General features: G+C 57.7%; 12 protein-coding genes. 7 read left to right on the plus strand and 5 right to left on the minus strand.

All coding sequences use genetic code 11. The annotated features are described in order from the left end of the window. The first annotated feature begins 37 nt into the window (after positions 1 to 37). Positions 38 to 574, plus strand: coding sequence for a winged helix-turn-helix transcriptional regulator (locus AC2FIS_RS04515; RefSeq protein WP_496772128.1), 537 nt, complete (start codon positions 38 to 40; stop codon positions 572 to 574). An 8-nt stretch (positions 575 to 582) separates the two neighbouring features. On the opposite strand, the gene AC2FIS_RS04520 is transcribed toward AC2FIS_RS04515, so the two are convergent. Then, positions 583 to 837, minus strand: a complete 255-nt coding sequence (locus AC2FIS_RS04520) for a BolA family protein (protein WP_496772129.1) — start codon at positions 835 to 837, stop codon at positions 583 to 585. 108 nt (positions 838 to 945) lie between these two features. Between AC2FIS_RS04520 and AC2FIS_RS04525 the strand changes: the two genes are divergently transcribed. Beyond that, positions 946 to 1572, plus strand: coding sequence for a J domain-containing protein (locus tag AC2FIS_RS04525; protein WP_113789269.1), 627 nt, complete (start codon positions 946 to 948; stop codon positions 1570 to 1572). A gap of 21 nt (positions 1573 to 1593) precedes the next feature. Here the strand turns inward: AC2FIS_RS04525 and AC2FIS_RS04530 are convergent, their stop codons facing one another. After that, positions 1594 to 2499 carry a Hint domain-containing protein gene (locus AC2FIS_RS04530; protein ID WP_496772130.1) on the minus strand — a complete coding sequence of 302 codons (906 nt, stop codon included), beginning with the start codon at positions 2497 to 2499 and terminating at the stop codon, positions 1594 to 1596. Between the two features lie 319 nt (positions 2500 to 2818). On the opposite strand from AC2FIS_RS04530, the gene cobS reads away from it, so the two are divergent. The 4 genes from cobS to AC2FIS_RS04550 all read left to right on the plus strand — a co-directional run bounded on the left by cobS (position 2819) and on the right by AC2FIS_RS04550 (position 8134). Further along, on the plus strand, positions 2819 to 3805 hold the full coding sequence (gene cobS / locus AC2FIS_RS04535; protein WP_058274350.1) for a cobaltochelatase subunit CobS: 987 nt from the start codon (positions 2819 to 2821) through the stop codon (positions 3803 to 3805). A 180-nt stretch (positions 3806 to 3985) separates the two neighbouring features. Continuing rightward, a complete protein-coding gene (gene cobT / locus AC2FIS_RS04540; protein ID WP_496772131.1) occupies positions 3986 to 5863 on the plus strand; it encodes a cobaltochelatase subunit CobT in 1878 nt (625 codons plus the stop codon). Between the two features lie 73 nt (positions 5864 to 5936). Next, positions 5937 to 7727 (plus strand): aminopeptidase P family protein, encoded by a 1791-nt coding sequence (locus tag AC2FIS_RS04545; RefSeq protein ID WP_496772132.1) that lies wholly within the window; start codon positions 5937 to 5939, stop codon positions 7725 to 7727. A gap of 65 nt (positions 7728 to 7792) precedes the next feature. Further along, positions 7793 to 8134: a DUF427 domain-containing protein gene (locus AC2FIS_RS04550; protein ID WP_496704597.1), complete on the plus strand. Its 342-nt coding sequence runs from the start codon at positions 7793 to 7795 to the stop codon at positions 8132 to 8134. Positions 8135 to 8139: 5 nt separating this feature from the next. On the opposite strand, the gene AC2FIS_RS04555 is transcribed toward AC2FIS_RS04550, so the two are convergent. Beyond that, positions 8140 to 9465, minus strand: a complete 1326-nt coding sequence (locus tag AC2FIS_RS04555; RefSeq protein ID WP_496772134.1) for a hypothetical protein — start codon at positions 9463 to 9465, stop codon at positions 8140 to 8142. A 752-nt stretch (positions 9466 to 10217) separates the two neighbouring features. On the opposite strand from AC2FIS_RS04555, the gene AC2FIS_RS04560 reads away from it, so the two are divergent. Then, complete coding sequence (locus AC2FIS_RS04560) at positions 10218 to 11585, plus strand: DUF3179 domain-containing protein (RefSeq protein WP_496772135.1); 1368 nt, start codon at positions 10218 to 10220, stop codon at positions 11583 to 11585. Here the strand turns inward: AC2FIS_RS04560 and AC2FIS_RS04565 are convergent. Continuing rightward, positions 11582 to 13267 (minus strand): chloride channel protein, encoded by a 1686-nt coding sequence (locus AC2FIS_RS04565; RefSeq protein ID WP_113789277.1) that lies wholly within the window; start codon positions 13265 to 13267, stop codon positions 11582 to 11584. The two genes, AC2FIS_RS04560 and AC2FIS_RS04565, sit on opposite strands and share 4 nt — an antisense overlap. Positions 13268 to 13367: 100 nt before the next feature. Continuing rightward, positions 13368 to 15017, minus strand: coding sequence for a DNA repair protein RecN (recN, locus tag AC2FIS_RS04570; protein ID WP_496772136.1), 1650 nt, complete (start codon positions 15015 to 15017; stop codon positions 13368 to 13370). Positions 15018 to 15048 lie beyond the last annotated feature (31 nt).

Genomic DNA, 15048 nt, shown 5'->3' on the forward strand with positions numbered 1-15048 from the left:
ACTATCCTTTTGGCGAAAATTAAAGTAACTATACTTTATGGACATAACGATTCTTGTCAAGCTTACATCCCGCGCCTGGTCCCTGAACATTCTGGCGTTAATGCATGAAGGCATGCCGGGACGACAGGCACCGCTACTCGCTGCGACAAGCGCCGGCAGAACGGCATTTGCCCAGAGCCTTGACCACCTGATTCAATTGGGTTTTTTGGATCGGAATCCCGGCCACGGTCATCCACTGCGCCCCGAATTTCGATTGACCCGAGCGGGTGTATCTGCGGCCGAAATCGCCAGCAGGATCGTGAATGCCGTGCCAGATGACGCTGATTTCGCGTTGCTCAGGCGCAGTTGGACGGCACCTATTCTGGCGCTGACCGACAGGCCCCAACGATTCTCGACTCTCAAATCCGGGCTGATCACCATTTCCGATCGCGCACTGTCGACGTCGCTTCACCGCCTGGAAGAGCAAGCGTGGATACGGCGAGACATTGATGCGACGCACCGGCTCCCTTTTCCTACCTATCGCGCGGTGAATCAGGGAATCGCGGTTAACACGGCCATTTCTCTGGTCGCCTAGGCACCTGTTCAGGTATCAATATCCAACGCCAACGCATGAATGCGGGGCACGATGTCGCCCAATGCCTTATGTACGGCACGGTGGCGGGCGACGCGGGATTGACCCTGAAAAGCGTTGGCACGAATACGGACGTTGAAATGGCTTTCGCCGCCCTCTTGAAACCCGGCGTGTCCTCGGTGGCTTTCGCTGTCATCTACGACTTCCAGCTCACGCGGTTCAAAGGCTGCCGTCAGGCGGGTTCGGATCTCGTCGGTAACAGTCATTTTTTTGCTCACGGGCGAAAATTTTACCGCCCCCCCTCTTCTACTTTCGGCTGCTTAGACTAAACTGCTGCCTCCGAGTCGAAAAGATGCGTTCTTAAGGATGAGCACATGGTGAAGTCAGACCCCTTCGGATTTGATATGTCCGTATCCACTTCCAAGAAGAAGAACCCGCGCGGGCGTCGCGGAATGTCGGGCGCGTCTGAAACCTCGACGCGTATCTGCGATCACGAAGGTTGCGAAGAACCGGGCAAGTTCCGTGCACCCAAGGCCCCGGACGTGCTGGACGATTTTTTCTGGTTCTGCCAGCAGCACGTTCGCGAATACAACAACAAGTGGAACTTCTTCGACGGCACCACCGAGGCCGAGTTGAACGCCCAGCGGTCCAAGGACAAAGTGTGGGAGCGCGAGACCAAGCCGATGGGCGATCCCGAAGCGCGCGCATGGGCGCGTCTGGGCATCGAAGACCCGCATCAGGTGCTGGGTGCAAACAGCACGCAAAACAAAGGGCGCACCACAGGTGGCGGCGGCCGTCGCCTGCCCCCCACAGAACGCCGCGCGATCGAAATTCTGGAAGCCAATGACAGCTGGACCAAGGCCGAGGTGCGCAAGGCATACAAAAAGCTGATCAAGGTACTACACCCCGACATGAACGGCGGCGACCGATCCCAGGAAGAGCAGCTGCAAGAGGTTGTCTGGGCGTGGGATCAGATCAAGGACAGCCGGAACTTCCGATAGTCGATCTATTGCTCGATCATTCTAATGCTCGAGCATTTCCCGTAAAAGCTTGGCCTCGGGGCGCTTCAAGCAACGCACACGCGTTTGTTTCCAGGCGGATCCACGGCTGAAGCGTTCTGGAAAGAGCACACGAAGTTCTTCGACATCTCCGCGCCCGAAAGACAAAAGCGCCATATCACCCAGAAACAAGCTTTCCGTTGGCAACCCGTGCGACATCAAAATCGCGTGCCGGTTGCAGGCAATATGGAAGTACGTCACCGCCTCATTGGACGACACCTGTCGAATTGTGTTGTCGTTCACAAGATGTATTGCCGCTGCAAAAACCCTCGGCTCACCGAACAACAATTCGGCGCGCCACCCTTCCAGAACAATTCTGTGTTGCGGTGACACGTACAAATCGCGGTCAGGCAAAGCATCCCCGATCGCTCCTTTTTTGATGCAAACGGGGCGCAATCGCGGGTTTTGCTGCAACGCCTCCGCGCCAAGGGTCTTCTTGCCAATCCACTGAATGGGTAGCAGTTCACCGCTGGAAACACGAACCCTGTCCCCAACCGACAGTTCTTCGACGGGACGAGGACCTTTTTCGGTTTCTATCAAAGTGCCCTTTACAAAACACGGCACTGTTCCCGCAGGAAGGTCGACTGTCACACTGAGGAAGGCGTTGTTACCGTTTCCTGGATTGCCCGTCGTCGCGCCTATTAAGACCGAGAGTTGCGTATTCGGAGGGATGTCCGCTCCCTCAGTAAGCTCAACGGTCAAAACTCCGCTGGGTGAAATCGAAACAGTGTAGTCGGAAGGATCCAATCCACCCGAACCAGTTACGGTCACACTCCAAGTCACAGCTTTTGTCGTGGTATACTGCTGCATAACAGAGGTCGACCCACCGGGGATCGAGATAGAAGTCGGGCCTGAAATTACTAGCGACATTTAAACATACACCGTTTAACACAAATCCGGGAACTGCTTTTGTATAAGCATATTGTAGTTTTAACTTATCACATTTTTCTATTGCAATGTTAATATTCCAAAGGGCCTTATGCCCGGGCGTTTTAATTTCAAAGCTCGCGCTGCCCGAGGTTTGAAAAACCAGGACGGACATTGTGTGCAAAATCAATAAGGCCAGTTTCAAAGAAACATCCGCCTAAGTTCCTACCAGCACGGCTTTCCCTTGCCCTTGCCCGCAATATGTTGCACCACACACGAGTTCAAACCCGGCAACGCGGGGCAAAGGATAAGGACAAGGCGAATGGCTGACGGATCGATCGACGTAAACGCAAAACCCACCGAAGAAATTTCGGTCCGTGACGTGTTCGGTATTGAAACCGACATGGCGATCAAAGGCTTTGCTGACCGCAGTGACCGCGTGCCCGCGATCGACCCGACCTACAAGTTTGACCCGGAAACCACATTGGCCATTCTGGCGGGCTTTTCCCACAACCGCCGCGTGATGATCCAAGGCTATCACGGTACGGGCAAATCGACCCATATCGAACAGGTCGCGGCCCGCCTGAACTGGCCCGCCGTCCGTGTGAACCTCGACAGCCACATCAGCCGGATCGACTTGATCGGTAAGGACGCGATCAAACTGCGTGATGGCAAACAGGTGACCGAGTTCCACGAAGGCATCCTGCCCTGGGCTCTGCGGAACCCCGTTGCCATCGTTTTCGACGAATACGACGCGGGCCGTGCCGACGTGATGTTCGTGATCCAGCGTGTTCTCGAACATGACGGTAAGCTGACCTTGCTGGACCAGAACGAGATTATCACGCCGAACCCGAACTTCCGCCTGTTTGCCACCGCGAACACCGTCGGTTTGGGCGACACTACCGGCCTGTATCACGGAACGCAGCAGATCAACCAGGCGCAGATGGACCGCTGGTCGCTGGTCTCGACGCTGAACTACCTCAGCCACGATGCCGAAACGATGATCGTTCTGTCCAAGGCGCCGCATTACAACACCGAAAAGGGCCGCAAGACCGTCAGCCAGATGGTCACCGTCGCCGACCTGACCCGGACCGCCTTCATGAACGGTGACCTGTCGACTGTCATGTCGCCCCGGACTGTAATCAACTGGGCGCAAAATGCCGAGATCTTCCGCGACGTCGGCTACGCCTTCCGCCTGTCCTTCTTGAACAAGTGTGATGAGCTGGAGCGTCAGACGGTTGCCGAGTTCTATCAGCGTTGCTTCGACGAGGAACTGCCGGAAAGCGCGGCGAGTGTGAGCTTGGGGTGATAATCTTCTTTGTCATAGCATCTATCTGGGTTGTTCTTGATTCAGCTTGGCTTTTTGACAAAGTAGATTGGAAAAAGACGGCGCCTTCAGAAATGACGGCGCCGCAGCATGTCCACCTGACACGGCTGCGCTGGGAATGCTTAGTGCTTTTCTCGGCAGCAATGATCTGGAGTACGTTCATTGTCTAAACCAAACGACAACCCCGCCGATCCGTTCAAGAAGGCCTTGGCCGAAGCCACCAAGGTGATGGCCGATGATCCCGAATTATCGGTGAGCTATACTGTCGACCCCTCGGGTCTGTCGGGCGAGTCGATGCGTTTGCCGCAGGTTTCTCGGCGCATGACTCGCGAAGAGGTTTTGCTGGCGCGCGGTACGGCGGATGCTTTGGCGTTGCAGCGCCGATATCATGACGATGCGACGCATATTCGCTATGCGCCTCCGGGTGATATGGCGCGGGATCTTTATGAGGCCATGGAAGTAGCCCGGTGTGAGGCGATGGGCGCGCGGGATATGCCCGGCACGGCCTCTAACATCGATGTTAAAATTGGGCACGAGGCGCTGCGCCGTGGGTACGACCAGTGCAAGCAGCCTGCTGATGCCCCCTTGTCGGTGGCCGCGGGTTATCTGATCCGTCACTTGGCAACCGGACGGGACCTGCCGCCTGCGGCCGAGAACATCATGAACCTGTGGCGCGGCTTCATCGAAGAGCAAGCCGGCGGGACGCTGGAAAACCTGCAGGAAATCCTGTCGGATCAGGCCGAGTTTGCCAAATTTGCCCGTCAGATGATCAAGGATCTGGGGTATGGTGACCAGCTGGGCGAAGATCCGGACGAGCTGGACGAAGATCAGGAAGATCAGGCCGAGGACGACGCCGAAGAACAGCCCGACCCCGATAGCACTGGTCAGGATGATCAGGACGAGCAGGACGCCGACGCGACCCCCGAGCAAACGCAGGAAGAGCAGCAGGACCAATCTCAGGCCCAGGTCTCGATGGACGAGATGGCCGAGGATGAGATGGGCGATGAGGCCGAGATGCCTGACGGTGAGGCCCCGATGGAGCCGCCGTCCCCGCCCCCTGCATCCGAGGCCGACCCGGACTACAAGGTTTACCTTGGCACCTTCGACGAAGAGATCGCAGCCGAGGATTTGGCCGAGCCTGCTGAATTAGAACGGCTGCGCGCCTATCTGGATCAGCAGCTTGAGCCGCTTAAGGGTGCCGTCAGCCGTCTGGCGAACAAACTGCAGCGCCGATTGCAGGCGCAACAGAACCGTTCTTGGGAGTTTGACCGCGAGGAAGGCATTCTGGATGCCGGTCGTCTGGCGCGTGTTGTGGCCAACCCGACCACGCCGCTGAGCTTCAAGGTCGAGAAAGACACCGAGTTCCGCGATACAGTGGTGACGCTGCTGCTGGATAACTCGGGCTCAATGCGCGGTCGCCCGATCTCGATCGCGGCGATCTGTGCCGATGTTCTGGCCCGGACGCTGGAACGTTGCAACGTGAAAGTCGAAATCCTTGGCTTTACTACGCGCGCTTGGAAAGGCGGCCAGGCACGTGAGGCATGGCTGAATGACGGCCGCCCGCAACAGCCGGGGCGTCTGAACGATCTGCGTCACATCATCTACAAAGGTGCGGATGCCCCGTGGCGTCGAGCGCGACCCAACTTGGGTTTGATGATGAAAGAAGGCCTGCTGAAAGAGAACATCGATGGCGAAGCACTGGAATGGGCGCATCGCCGGATGCTTGCGCGACGCGAGCAGCGCAAAATCCTGATGGTGATCTCGGACGGTGCGCCGGTTGATGATTCAACACTCAGCGTTAACCCCGCGAATTACCTGGAAAAACACCTGCGCGACGTGATTGGGATGGTCGAAAAACGCAAGATGGTCGAGCTTTTGGCCATTGGTATCGGCCACGATGTAACCCGATACTACGATCGCGCGGTAACAATCACGGATGTCGAACAGCTGGCAGGTGCGATGACTGAACAGTTGGCGGCATTGTTCGACAGCGATCCTCGGGCACGTGCACGCGTGATGGGGATGAAAAGGGCCAGCTGACGCTGGCCCTGCCTCCGGCATGAGTATTTTTCAAAAGATGAAGGGGCAGCCCCCCGTTTGCGAGAGGTGTCACATGTTTCAGTCCTTTGCAGTCACTGCGCGTCCAGAACAGGGACCGCCCAGACTGGCCGCTTTGCGATCCCAGATGGCGCAGGATGGGTTGGACGGTTTTCTGATCCCACGCGCAGATGCGCATCAGGGCGAGTATGTGGCCCCACGCGATGAACGTCTGGCATGGCTGACGGGTTTCACCGGGTCGGCCGGTTTCTGTGCAGTGCTGACCGATATTGCGGGCGTTTTCATCGATGGCCGATATCGCACGCAGGTCAAGGCACAGGTGGCGGCGGATTTCACGCCCGTGCCGTGGCCCGAAACCAGCCTGAGCGCGTGGCTCAAGGAACAACTGCCGAGCGGCGGAAAGGTTGGTTTTGATCCCTGGCTGCATGCGGCCGGGCAGATTTCCGGCCTGCAGAAAGAGTTGAAAGCAAGCGGTATCGATCTTGTGCGATGTGACAATCTGGTGGATCGGGTGTGGCCAGATCAGCCGGACGCCCCGATGAACCCGGTTAAGGCGCATCCGATTGAGTTTGCAGGGGAAACAGCCACAAGCAAAATTGCGCGGGTGGCAGAGGATCTTAAACAGAACGGATGTGATGCGGCCATCATTACATTGCCGGATTCGATCATGTGGCTGCTTAACATTCGCGGATCGGATATCGGTTATAACCCGGTAGCACATGGGCTTGCCATTCTGCATTCCGATGGTCGGGTTGATCTTTTCATTGCGGCGCAAAAGCTGGCCGGAGTGTTAGATCACCTGGGCGACCAAGTTCAGGTTCACGACCCTCGGTCATTTCTGGATGCGGCCGCGGATTTGGGCGGCACGGTTCAAGTCGATTTTGGAACCGTGCCACAGGCAGTTGCGGATGTGCTGGGTGACAGAATGATGGATGCAGGTGATCCCTGTGCCCTGCCCAAAGCTCGCAAGAATCCGGCCGAAATCGCAGGCAGTGCCGAAGCGCATCTTCGCGACGCGGTGGCTGTTATTGAGACGTTATGCTGGCTGGACGCACAGAGCCCGGGCACTGTGGCGGAAACGCAGGTGGTGACGCAGCTTGAGGAAATCCGCCGCCGGGATAACGCGCTACAGGATATCTCGTTCGACACAATTGCGGGCACCGGGCCCAACGGCGCGATCATGCATTACCGGGTGACCGAAGAAACCGACAGCCGACTAGAAAATGGGCACCTGTTGGTTTTGGATAGCGGTGGCCAGTATCTGGATGGCACAACCGACATCACCCGCACCATTGCGATAGGGGAAGTAGGCGATCAGGAAAAAGCCTGCTTTACCCGCGTGCTGAAAGGGATGATCGATATGTCCATGCTGCGCTGGCCCGCCGGGCTGGCCGGACGAGATATCGAATGCATCGCACGCGCGCCCTTGTGGGCAGCGGGCCAGGATTTCAATCACGGGGTCGGCCACGGGGTCGGCGCATACCTGAGCGTCCACGAAGGGCCGCAGCGCTTGTCGAAGGTCAGCCATGTTCCGCTGGAGCCGGGGATGATCCTGTCAAACGAGCCGGGATATTATCGCGAAGGTGCGTTTGGCATTCGCATCGAAAACCTTGTGGTCGTGCAAGATGCTCCTTCCCTACCCACCGCAGACGCCGAGCGCGCGATGCTGAATTGGCGGACGCTCACATACGTTCCAATTGACCGGCGGCTGATTGTAGTCGATATGCTATCGGCACAAGAACGCGCGTGGCTAAACGCATATCACCGCGACGTTGCGGAAAAAGTCCGCCCAAGGCTGGGCGATGACGCTCAATTGTGGTTGGATGCCGCAACTGCGCCGATCTGACACTGAGCTGTCACATAATCAGGGCAGAGGAGTGATCCGTACTGAAGACGAGGGAAGAAGCAGAGATGACAGACATAACGATCCGCAATGCAGCTGGTAAATGGAGCGTTCGTTCCGGCGGCGCCGTTCTCGGAGAGAGCATGAATGCGCTGGAGCTGCTGGAAGGTGATCTGGAGCCGGTGATCTATTTCCCCCGCGCCGATATCGGAATGGCCTTTCTGGACCGTACAGAAAAGGTCACACATTGCCCGCACAAAGGCGAAGCAACGCATTTCTCAATCGTCAACAAATCATCGGTTACCGAAAACGCAGCGTGGAGCTATGAGGATCCGGTCGCCGCAATGGCCGAGATCAAGGGTTATGTCGCGTTTTACCGCGTCGATTCCGTTAAGGTCGAGCAGATCTGAACCCCTTAGATGGCCTCTCTGACCCGTTCGGTCGAGGCCATGTCGCGACGCACACGCCCATAAGCCTGCGCCATGGAGGTTAGGGTATGCGGCGCGCAGCCAATTTCTGCGAGGCAAGAGGCGTCAATAACACGCACGCGCCGCTGAAAGGCCTGCTCAACCACCTGATCTACAGGTTCATCGCCCGGCCCAAAGGTCAGGTTGTGATAGTGGAACCCCTGCCCTGGCGCAGTAGTGCCCAGATTGTGACGGACGCGATGCGAGCCCAGCCAGTCAAGTAGAAACTGTAGCCCCTCGTCCTGCCCCGGGTCCGGTACATGCGTCGCCTCGATCTGACCAAGCTCAGGTTGCAGATGAAACTGTACATATGTCTTGGGCGTCCAGATCCGAACGGGTTGCACAAAATCAATGAAACGCCCCATGCGCCAACCGCGTAGGCGCGGACCCAGGCCCAGGGTTGTCGTAACAAGGCTTACCGGGGCTTGCGACACCGCATAGACAGACGCAAAAAGACTGCATCGACCATCCTGTTTCCGCTTGAGTGTCAGCGCATTGAAATTTCCACGATTCGTGTAATTCCGCGGCGATCCCAACGCGCGTGCCAGCCTCAGACAGTTGATCGTATAAGGCGCGTGGTCCAAAAAGCCGATCTGAGTAATTTGTGGCAGGCTTCGCGCAAGCAACGTGGCTGTGCCCAGGACGCCTGCAGCCAGGAACACCTGGCGGGCCTGAATGCGTGTCCCATCCGCCAGTTCCAAGCTTACACAATTCTGGTCATTTTCGATCCGTTGCACGCGGCCTGCGCGGACTTCGACATTTGGCATTTCGCTTAGACGATTTCCTACGGCCCGCGCCATAGCTCCCAAGCCGATATCCGGGGCGTCCTTTGTTCCCGTCAAAAGGCGTGGCGCGCTTTTTTCCAACCCATCGCCCAGATGCTCGCGTCGGATGCCGCCTATGACCTGCAGGTCACTTTGCACGGTCTCGCAGGCGGCGGTGTATTCTGCCCAGGTTTCAAGATAACGCCCCTGACCCCAGGGATCTTCGCTATCGTAGACCTGCAGTTGTTTGCCCCAATAATTGGCAAGCCCACCCACTTCGGCGGCAACGAACAGCGGGGGGGCATCCCCGGATACATCGGTACGTTCGGTCATAAAAGCTGGCTGCTGACGTTCATACGCGACAGACACAATCTTGGCCGGGCCGCCCTCGCATGGTTCGGATCCAGCACCTGTAATCACCACCACCGAGCCTGAAACCGCTCGCATGGCGGTCAAAGCGGCGTAGCCAGCAGGGCCCGCGCCTATCAACGCAACATCAAAAACTCGCATAATATGGACCTTTGCCCGGCTCCCACCCTTGTATTGACTTGATGGTCGCAAAAAAGTGGCTGAAACAGCCCCGTGGGAGCATTGGAGAATTACTGATAAAAAAATGGATTTCCTGGGATACGATTTTGCCTGATCCGCCACGATCAGCAAAGCGCCTGCGTCCCAATGTGGCGAGACATGAACCGCCTTGTTCGGACAACATCGACCTGTCCATCCGGTTTTTTCCTTGGGCGAGCCTCACACCAGATCTCCGGACCGGACACCTGATGAATGGGTTTTGCAATATAGCCGTTGCGGCAAATGATGCGCGCAGGCCGCCTGAATCCGGGAGTGCAAATCAAGATGCAGAAATAGCATTTTCAAAGTACTCCCGTTCGCGCGAGTTTCAGTTCAAAAATAAGTCAATGCAGTTATGTCGTTCAAGATTTTGAAATTTCTTGGCTCCCGACACGCGCTTTGGGAGTAAATTTCCTTTGGTCACGTAGGGATATCGCTGCAATCGTCACCAATATTAACGATTTTTTGGCCTTTTGATCAAGAAATCCGAAAAAACAGCGAAATATTTAGCTGTATTTGGGATGCAGCTTACCAGCAAAAACCCGCCAAGACATGCAGCCAGAAGGGTTTCGTCAGCAGTTCAACCTTGGCCACACCCCCAAAAACATCGGGTTCACGATCCAATCACGGGGCTGTTGCATGCATGTGAGGCATCAAGAGTGCACAATGCCACCAAACACCGTCCAGAGGATGCCATGTCACTTACCCGCCGCAGTTTCGCAGGATCATTGGGGACCGTGTTCTTGTTGCCTGGCACGTTGTCCGCGCAACAAGACCCCGTGCTGGATGCTGTGCGTTCCACCTTGTACGGAAGCAACGCGGAGTTTGAGCAAGGCATGGCCTTTCTCGTACAACGCGGCAACCCGGATGTGGTGCCTGCTTTGCTGACCGGTATGCGATACGCCAGACGTCGCAGCGGCGACATCGTGAAGGTCATGCAGACCCTGACTGGTGAGAGTATCGGCAAAGGCTGGTTTGAGTGGATGCTCTGGCAGGAAAAGAACCCGCAAATCGTACCGCACCCCTCGCTCATCCCGTTCAAGCGCGAGGTTCTCCTGGGGATTGATACGAATTTCGACGTCTTCCTGAAACCAAAGTATTTGCAGCGCGACAAGATGAAGATCCGGCTTGAAGAGATCGCGTGGGGTGGTGTGAACAAGGACGGCATCCCATCGCTGGACAATCCGGCGCTGATCCCTGCCGCACGTTCAGATTACCTTAAGGACGATGACCTGGTCTTTGGCGTTTCGATCAACGGGGACGAACGGGCCTACCCGCTGCGGATCATGGGCTGGCATGAAATGTTCAACGAGGTGATTGGCGGAGTTCCGGTGGCCTTGGCCTACTGCACACTGTGTGGTTCAGGCATTCTGTTTGAAACACAAGTGCCGGGTCGCAGCAAACCGCTGATCTTCGGCTCATCCGGGTTTCTGTACAGATCCAACAAACTGATGTTTGATCGTCAGACGCATTCCCTGTGGAACCAATATACCGGTAAGCCAGTTGTCGGCGCGCTTGTCGGCAGCGGTATCGAGTTGAAACAACGCCCGGTGGTCATCACCACATGGCAAAGCTGGAAAACATCGCATCCCAAGACGAAAGTCCTTTCAATGAATACGGGTCACCGGCGGAATTATGGGTCGGGTGTCGTGTATCAGGAGTATTTCGCTTCGTCCGAATTGATGTTCCCGGCGCTGGTCGATCAGTCCAGCCACAGACAGAAAGACTATGTTTTCACCATCCGGCAATTTGGTGCGGCGCGAGCATGGCCCCTGGATGCGTTCGGCAGGAGCCGGGTAATCAACGACGTCATCGCCAACCGACCGCTGGTGCTTATCGGAAACGACGAAAAGCGCGCGGTGCGGGCTTATGAACGCGCATCCCACAAGTTCGCTGCGTCTGGCAGCGATTTGGTGGATGAAACGGGTCAGAAGTGGACCATGACCGAAGAGGCGCTGGTTGGACCAGGAGGCGTGGAATTGCCCCGGGTCGCAGGCCATATTTCGTACTGGTTTGCTTGGGACAACTACCTGGGCGATATCGCAACAGTGTATAAACGCTAAGAGTGCTCTTCAGCCGCAGTGGCAGCCAAGGCGCGGTTATACGCCTTCAGTGCATCGACGTGGTAAAGCGCTCCGACCGGGTTTTCACTACCATCCTCTTCGACAATCACCACCGGAATACAGGGGATGTCATCCCTGTCGAAATAGGGCATCGCGGCCTCTAGCGTGGCGCTGGCCTGAACACAAAGCCCTTGTTCGATCAATTCGACCGCCTGTTCTTTCGTGATCGAGCGCGAGTCGCCCAAGGGGCGCATGACCGCCCCGGTTCGCAGCATCGCCAGCAGATAGGCTTGCGGCCCGGCGGCCAGATGCACATTACGACGTTCCAGTTGGGTCAAGAAGAAGGACCGATCCACAAGACGCGAGGCCAGCGCTGTCGACATCGACACCGAAACCATCACGGCCAGGCCGATCTGCCAATCTCCGGTCAGTTCAAAGACGATCATCGTGGTCGAAATCGGTGCGCCCAGAACCGCGGCAGCAACGGCCCCCATTCCGGCAAAGGCATAAAGCGTATGGGTGCCAGACACATCCGGCAGCAGCCCGGTTGCGATCAAACCGAAGGCCAGCCCGGTCAACGCCCCAATCATCAGCGATGGGGAAAACACCCCGCCGCCCATACGTCCGCCCATGGTGATCGCCACGGCAACCGTCTTGATTACCGCAAACAGGATGGCAAAACTCAGGGTCAGGTCACCTGCCAAAGCGCGGATCGTCGTTTCATACCCGACGCCGATGATGTGCGGGAACCAGATCGCCAGCAGTCCCAACATCGCGCCTGAAACAGCTGGGCGCAGCCAGCCAGGCAAGGCAAGCCGGTTCTGGATATGGTTGCCGATATCTTCGGCAAAAAAGATCGACCGCATGAGCAGAAGCGAAACCAGCCCGCAGATTAGGCCAAGTAGCAGAAAGGCGGGCAATTCCACGTAGAATTGCAGGGAACCAGGTGTATCCAGAACAAACTCGGTCACGTCGCCATATTCCAGCCGGTTGATCACCGTCCCCGCAACCGATGCGATTACGATGGGTGCGAAGGCATGCACTGCAAAGTGGCGCAGCACGACCTCAAGCGCGAACAGCGCACCAGCGATTGGTGAGTTGAAGCTGGCCGAGACGGCGGCGGCGACAGCGCATCCCAACAGGTCGCGCCCGGTGATGCCATCCGCATGGATGCGGTTGCTGACCCAGGTTGAGATCACGCCAGCCATATGCACGACCGGTCCCTCTCGGCCAGTGGACCCGCCTGTGCTGAGCGTGACGAGCGAGGCAAAGAACGACGCGATACCCGCTTTGCCTTCTACACGGCCATCGGTCACCGCGGCCCCTTCGATGACGTCAGCGACGGATCGCACGCGCCCGTCATCAGTGAATTTGTTTAGGATCACGCCCACAATTAGCCCGCCGATGATGGGTATGATCAGGATCAGAAACCAAGGCAGCTTTTCCGCGTGGCTGTGCAACAGCAAAATGTCATCCGTATCATAGACATAAGCCTGCAGCGACCGGATCGCCTTGCGGAACCCCAATGCCATGAAACCTGCCGCAATCCCGATCGCCAGCGCAATGAACCAGAACTGAATCTGGCTAGGCCCACGCCGCCGCATCACCCGCCAAGCGTCCTTGATCGCGGCCAAAGCCTGATTGAGCTGGTTGCGCAGAACAGTGCGGGTTGATTGGGTCATTGGCCCTCGGGGATCACGTCTTTCCCCTTAGTAAGCCACGGAGCGCCCTTATAAAAGTGGGATCGCGACGGATTGAACACGCGAAAGCGGCAGAATTGCCTCAGGCCTGCAAAAGGGCTCGGGCGGCAGCGCGCGCCTCGTCCGTGATCGTGTCACCTGCGACCATACGGGCGATTTCATCCACGCGGTCGGGTTCGGCCAGCGGAACAACGGTAGAAAGGGTCTGCCCGTCGGTGACGTGTTTTTGCACCCGCCAGTGATGCGCCGCGCGGGCCGCCACCTGCGGTGAGTGCGTCACAACCAGCACCTGCCCGCCCTGCGCCAGCGCCGCCAGACGCCGCCCGACCGCATCGGCAGTTGCACCACCAACGCCCCGATCGATCTCATCAAAAATCATCGTGCGCGCGCTGTCATCCCCGGTCAGGCAGACCTTGAGCGCCAGAAGAAACCGACTGAGTTCGCCGCCCGAGGCGATTTTGTTCAACGGACCAGAAGGTGCGCCTGGGTTGGTGGCAACTGTGAAAGCTACTGCGTCAATTCCATCGGGACCGGGATCCGCGGCTGTAATTTCGGTTTGGAACACAGCGCGCTCCATCTTCAACGGGGCGAGTTCGGTCATCACGGCGGCATCCAGCCGCCCGGCTGCCTTCTGTCGCGCAGCACTAAGCTTGGCCGCTGCGTCGTCATATGCGGTTTGAGCGGCGTCTACCGCTGCCCGCTGATCGGCCAGATCCGCGTCGCCAGCGTCAAGCCGGTTCAAACGGTCACGCAAAGTTTCGGCAAAGGTGCCCAGTTCATCAGGTACAACATCATGTTTACGAGCCAGTGCGCGGATGGCGAACAGGCGTTCTTCGGCCTGCTCCAATTCCGCCGGATTGAAATCCAATTTCTGCAGACAAGCCTCGACACCGTCCTGCGCCTCACCCAATTCGATCAGGGCGCGCCCCAGGGCCGCGATTGGTGCCTCCAATTGGCTGCCGGCATTGTCCGAGACGCCTTCGAGCCAACGCACAGCGTCCGCCATTGCGCTTTCAGCCCCGTCCCCGCCAAGCAGAGAGAAAGCCCGAGCGACATCATCCCGGATACGCTCAGCCCCTTGCATCATGCGACGGCGGGCATCGAGCTCGGCGTCCTCGCCGGGTTGCGGGTCCAGCTGATCAAGCTCGGATACCGAATGCCTCAGGAATTCCTCTTCCGCGCGCATCGCTGCAAGGGTCGATTCCGTTTGAGCAAGAGCTTTGCGCGCACGTGACATCTCGGACCAGGCCGACCGCACCTTTGCCAGTTGGGGTTCTGCGCCGGCGTAATCATCCAGCATTGCCCGGTGACCGCGCGGGTTCAACAAGCCGCGATCATCGTGTTGACCATGCAGTTCGATCAGGGTCTCGGACAATGCGCGCAGCACCTCGCCCGAACAACGGCGATCATTGACCCACGCGGTCTTGCGCCCCTCGGCCGTATTCACCCGCCGCAGGATAAGTTCCTCTCCGCCGGGCAGGCCCGCTTCGGCCAGAATTGCATGTGCAGGATGGTCTTCGTTTAATTCGAACTCCGCCACGACTTCACCCTGGGCGGCACCCTGACGGACCAGTTCAGCCCGGCCACGCCAGCCCAGAACAAACCCCAGCGAATCCAGAAGAATCGACTTGCCCGCACCGGTTTCACCAGTCAACGCATTCAGGCCCGGCTGAAACGTCAGTTCCAGCCGGTCGATGATCAGCATGTCACGGATATCGAGGGCGCGCAGCATCGGGTCTTAGCGTCCCACCCCATTGGCCATG

The organism is Ruegeria sp. CDSB113, from assembly GCF_059611045.1.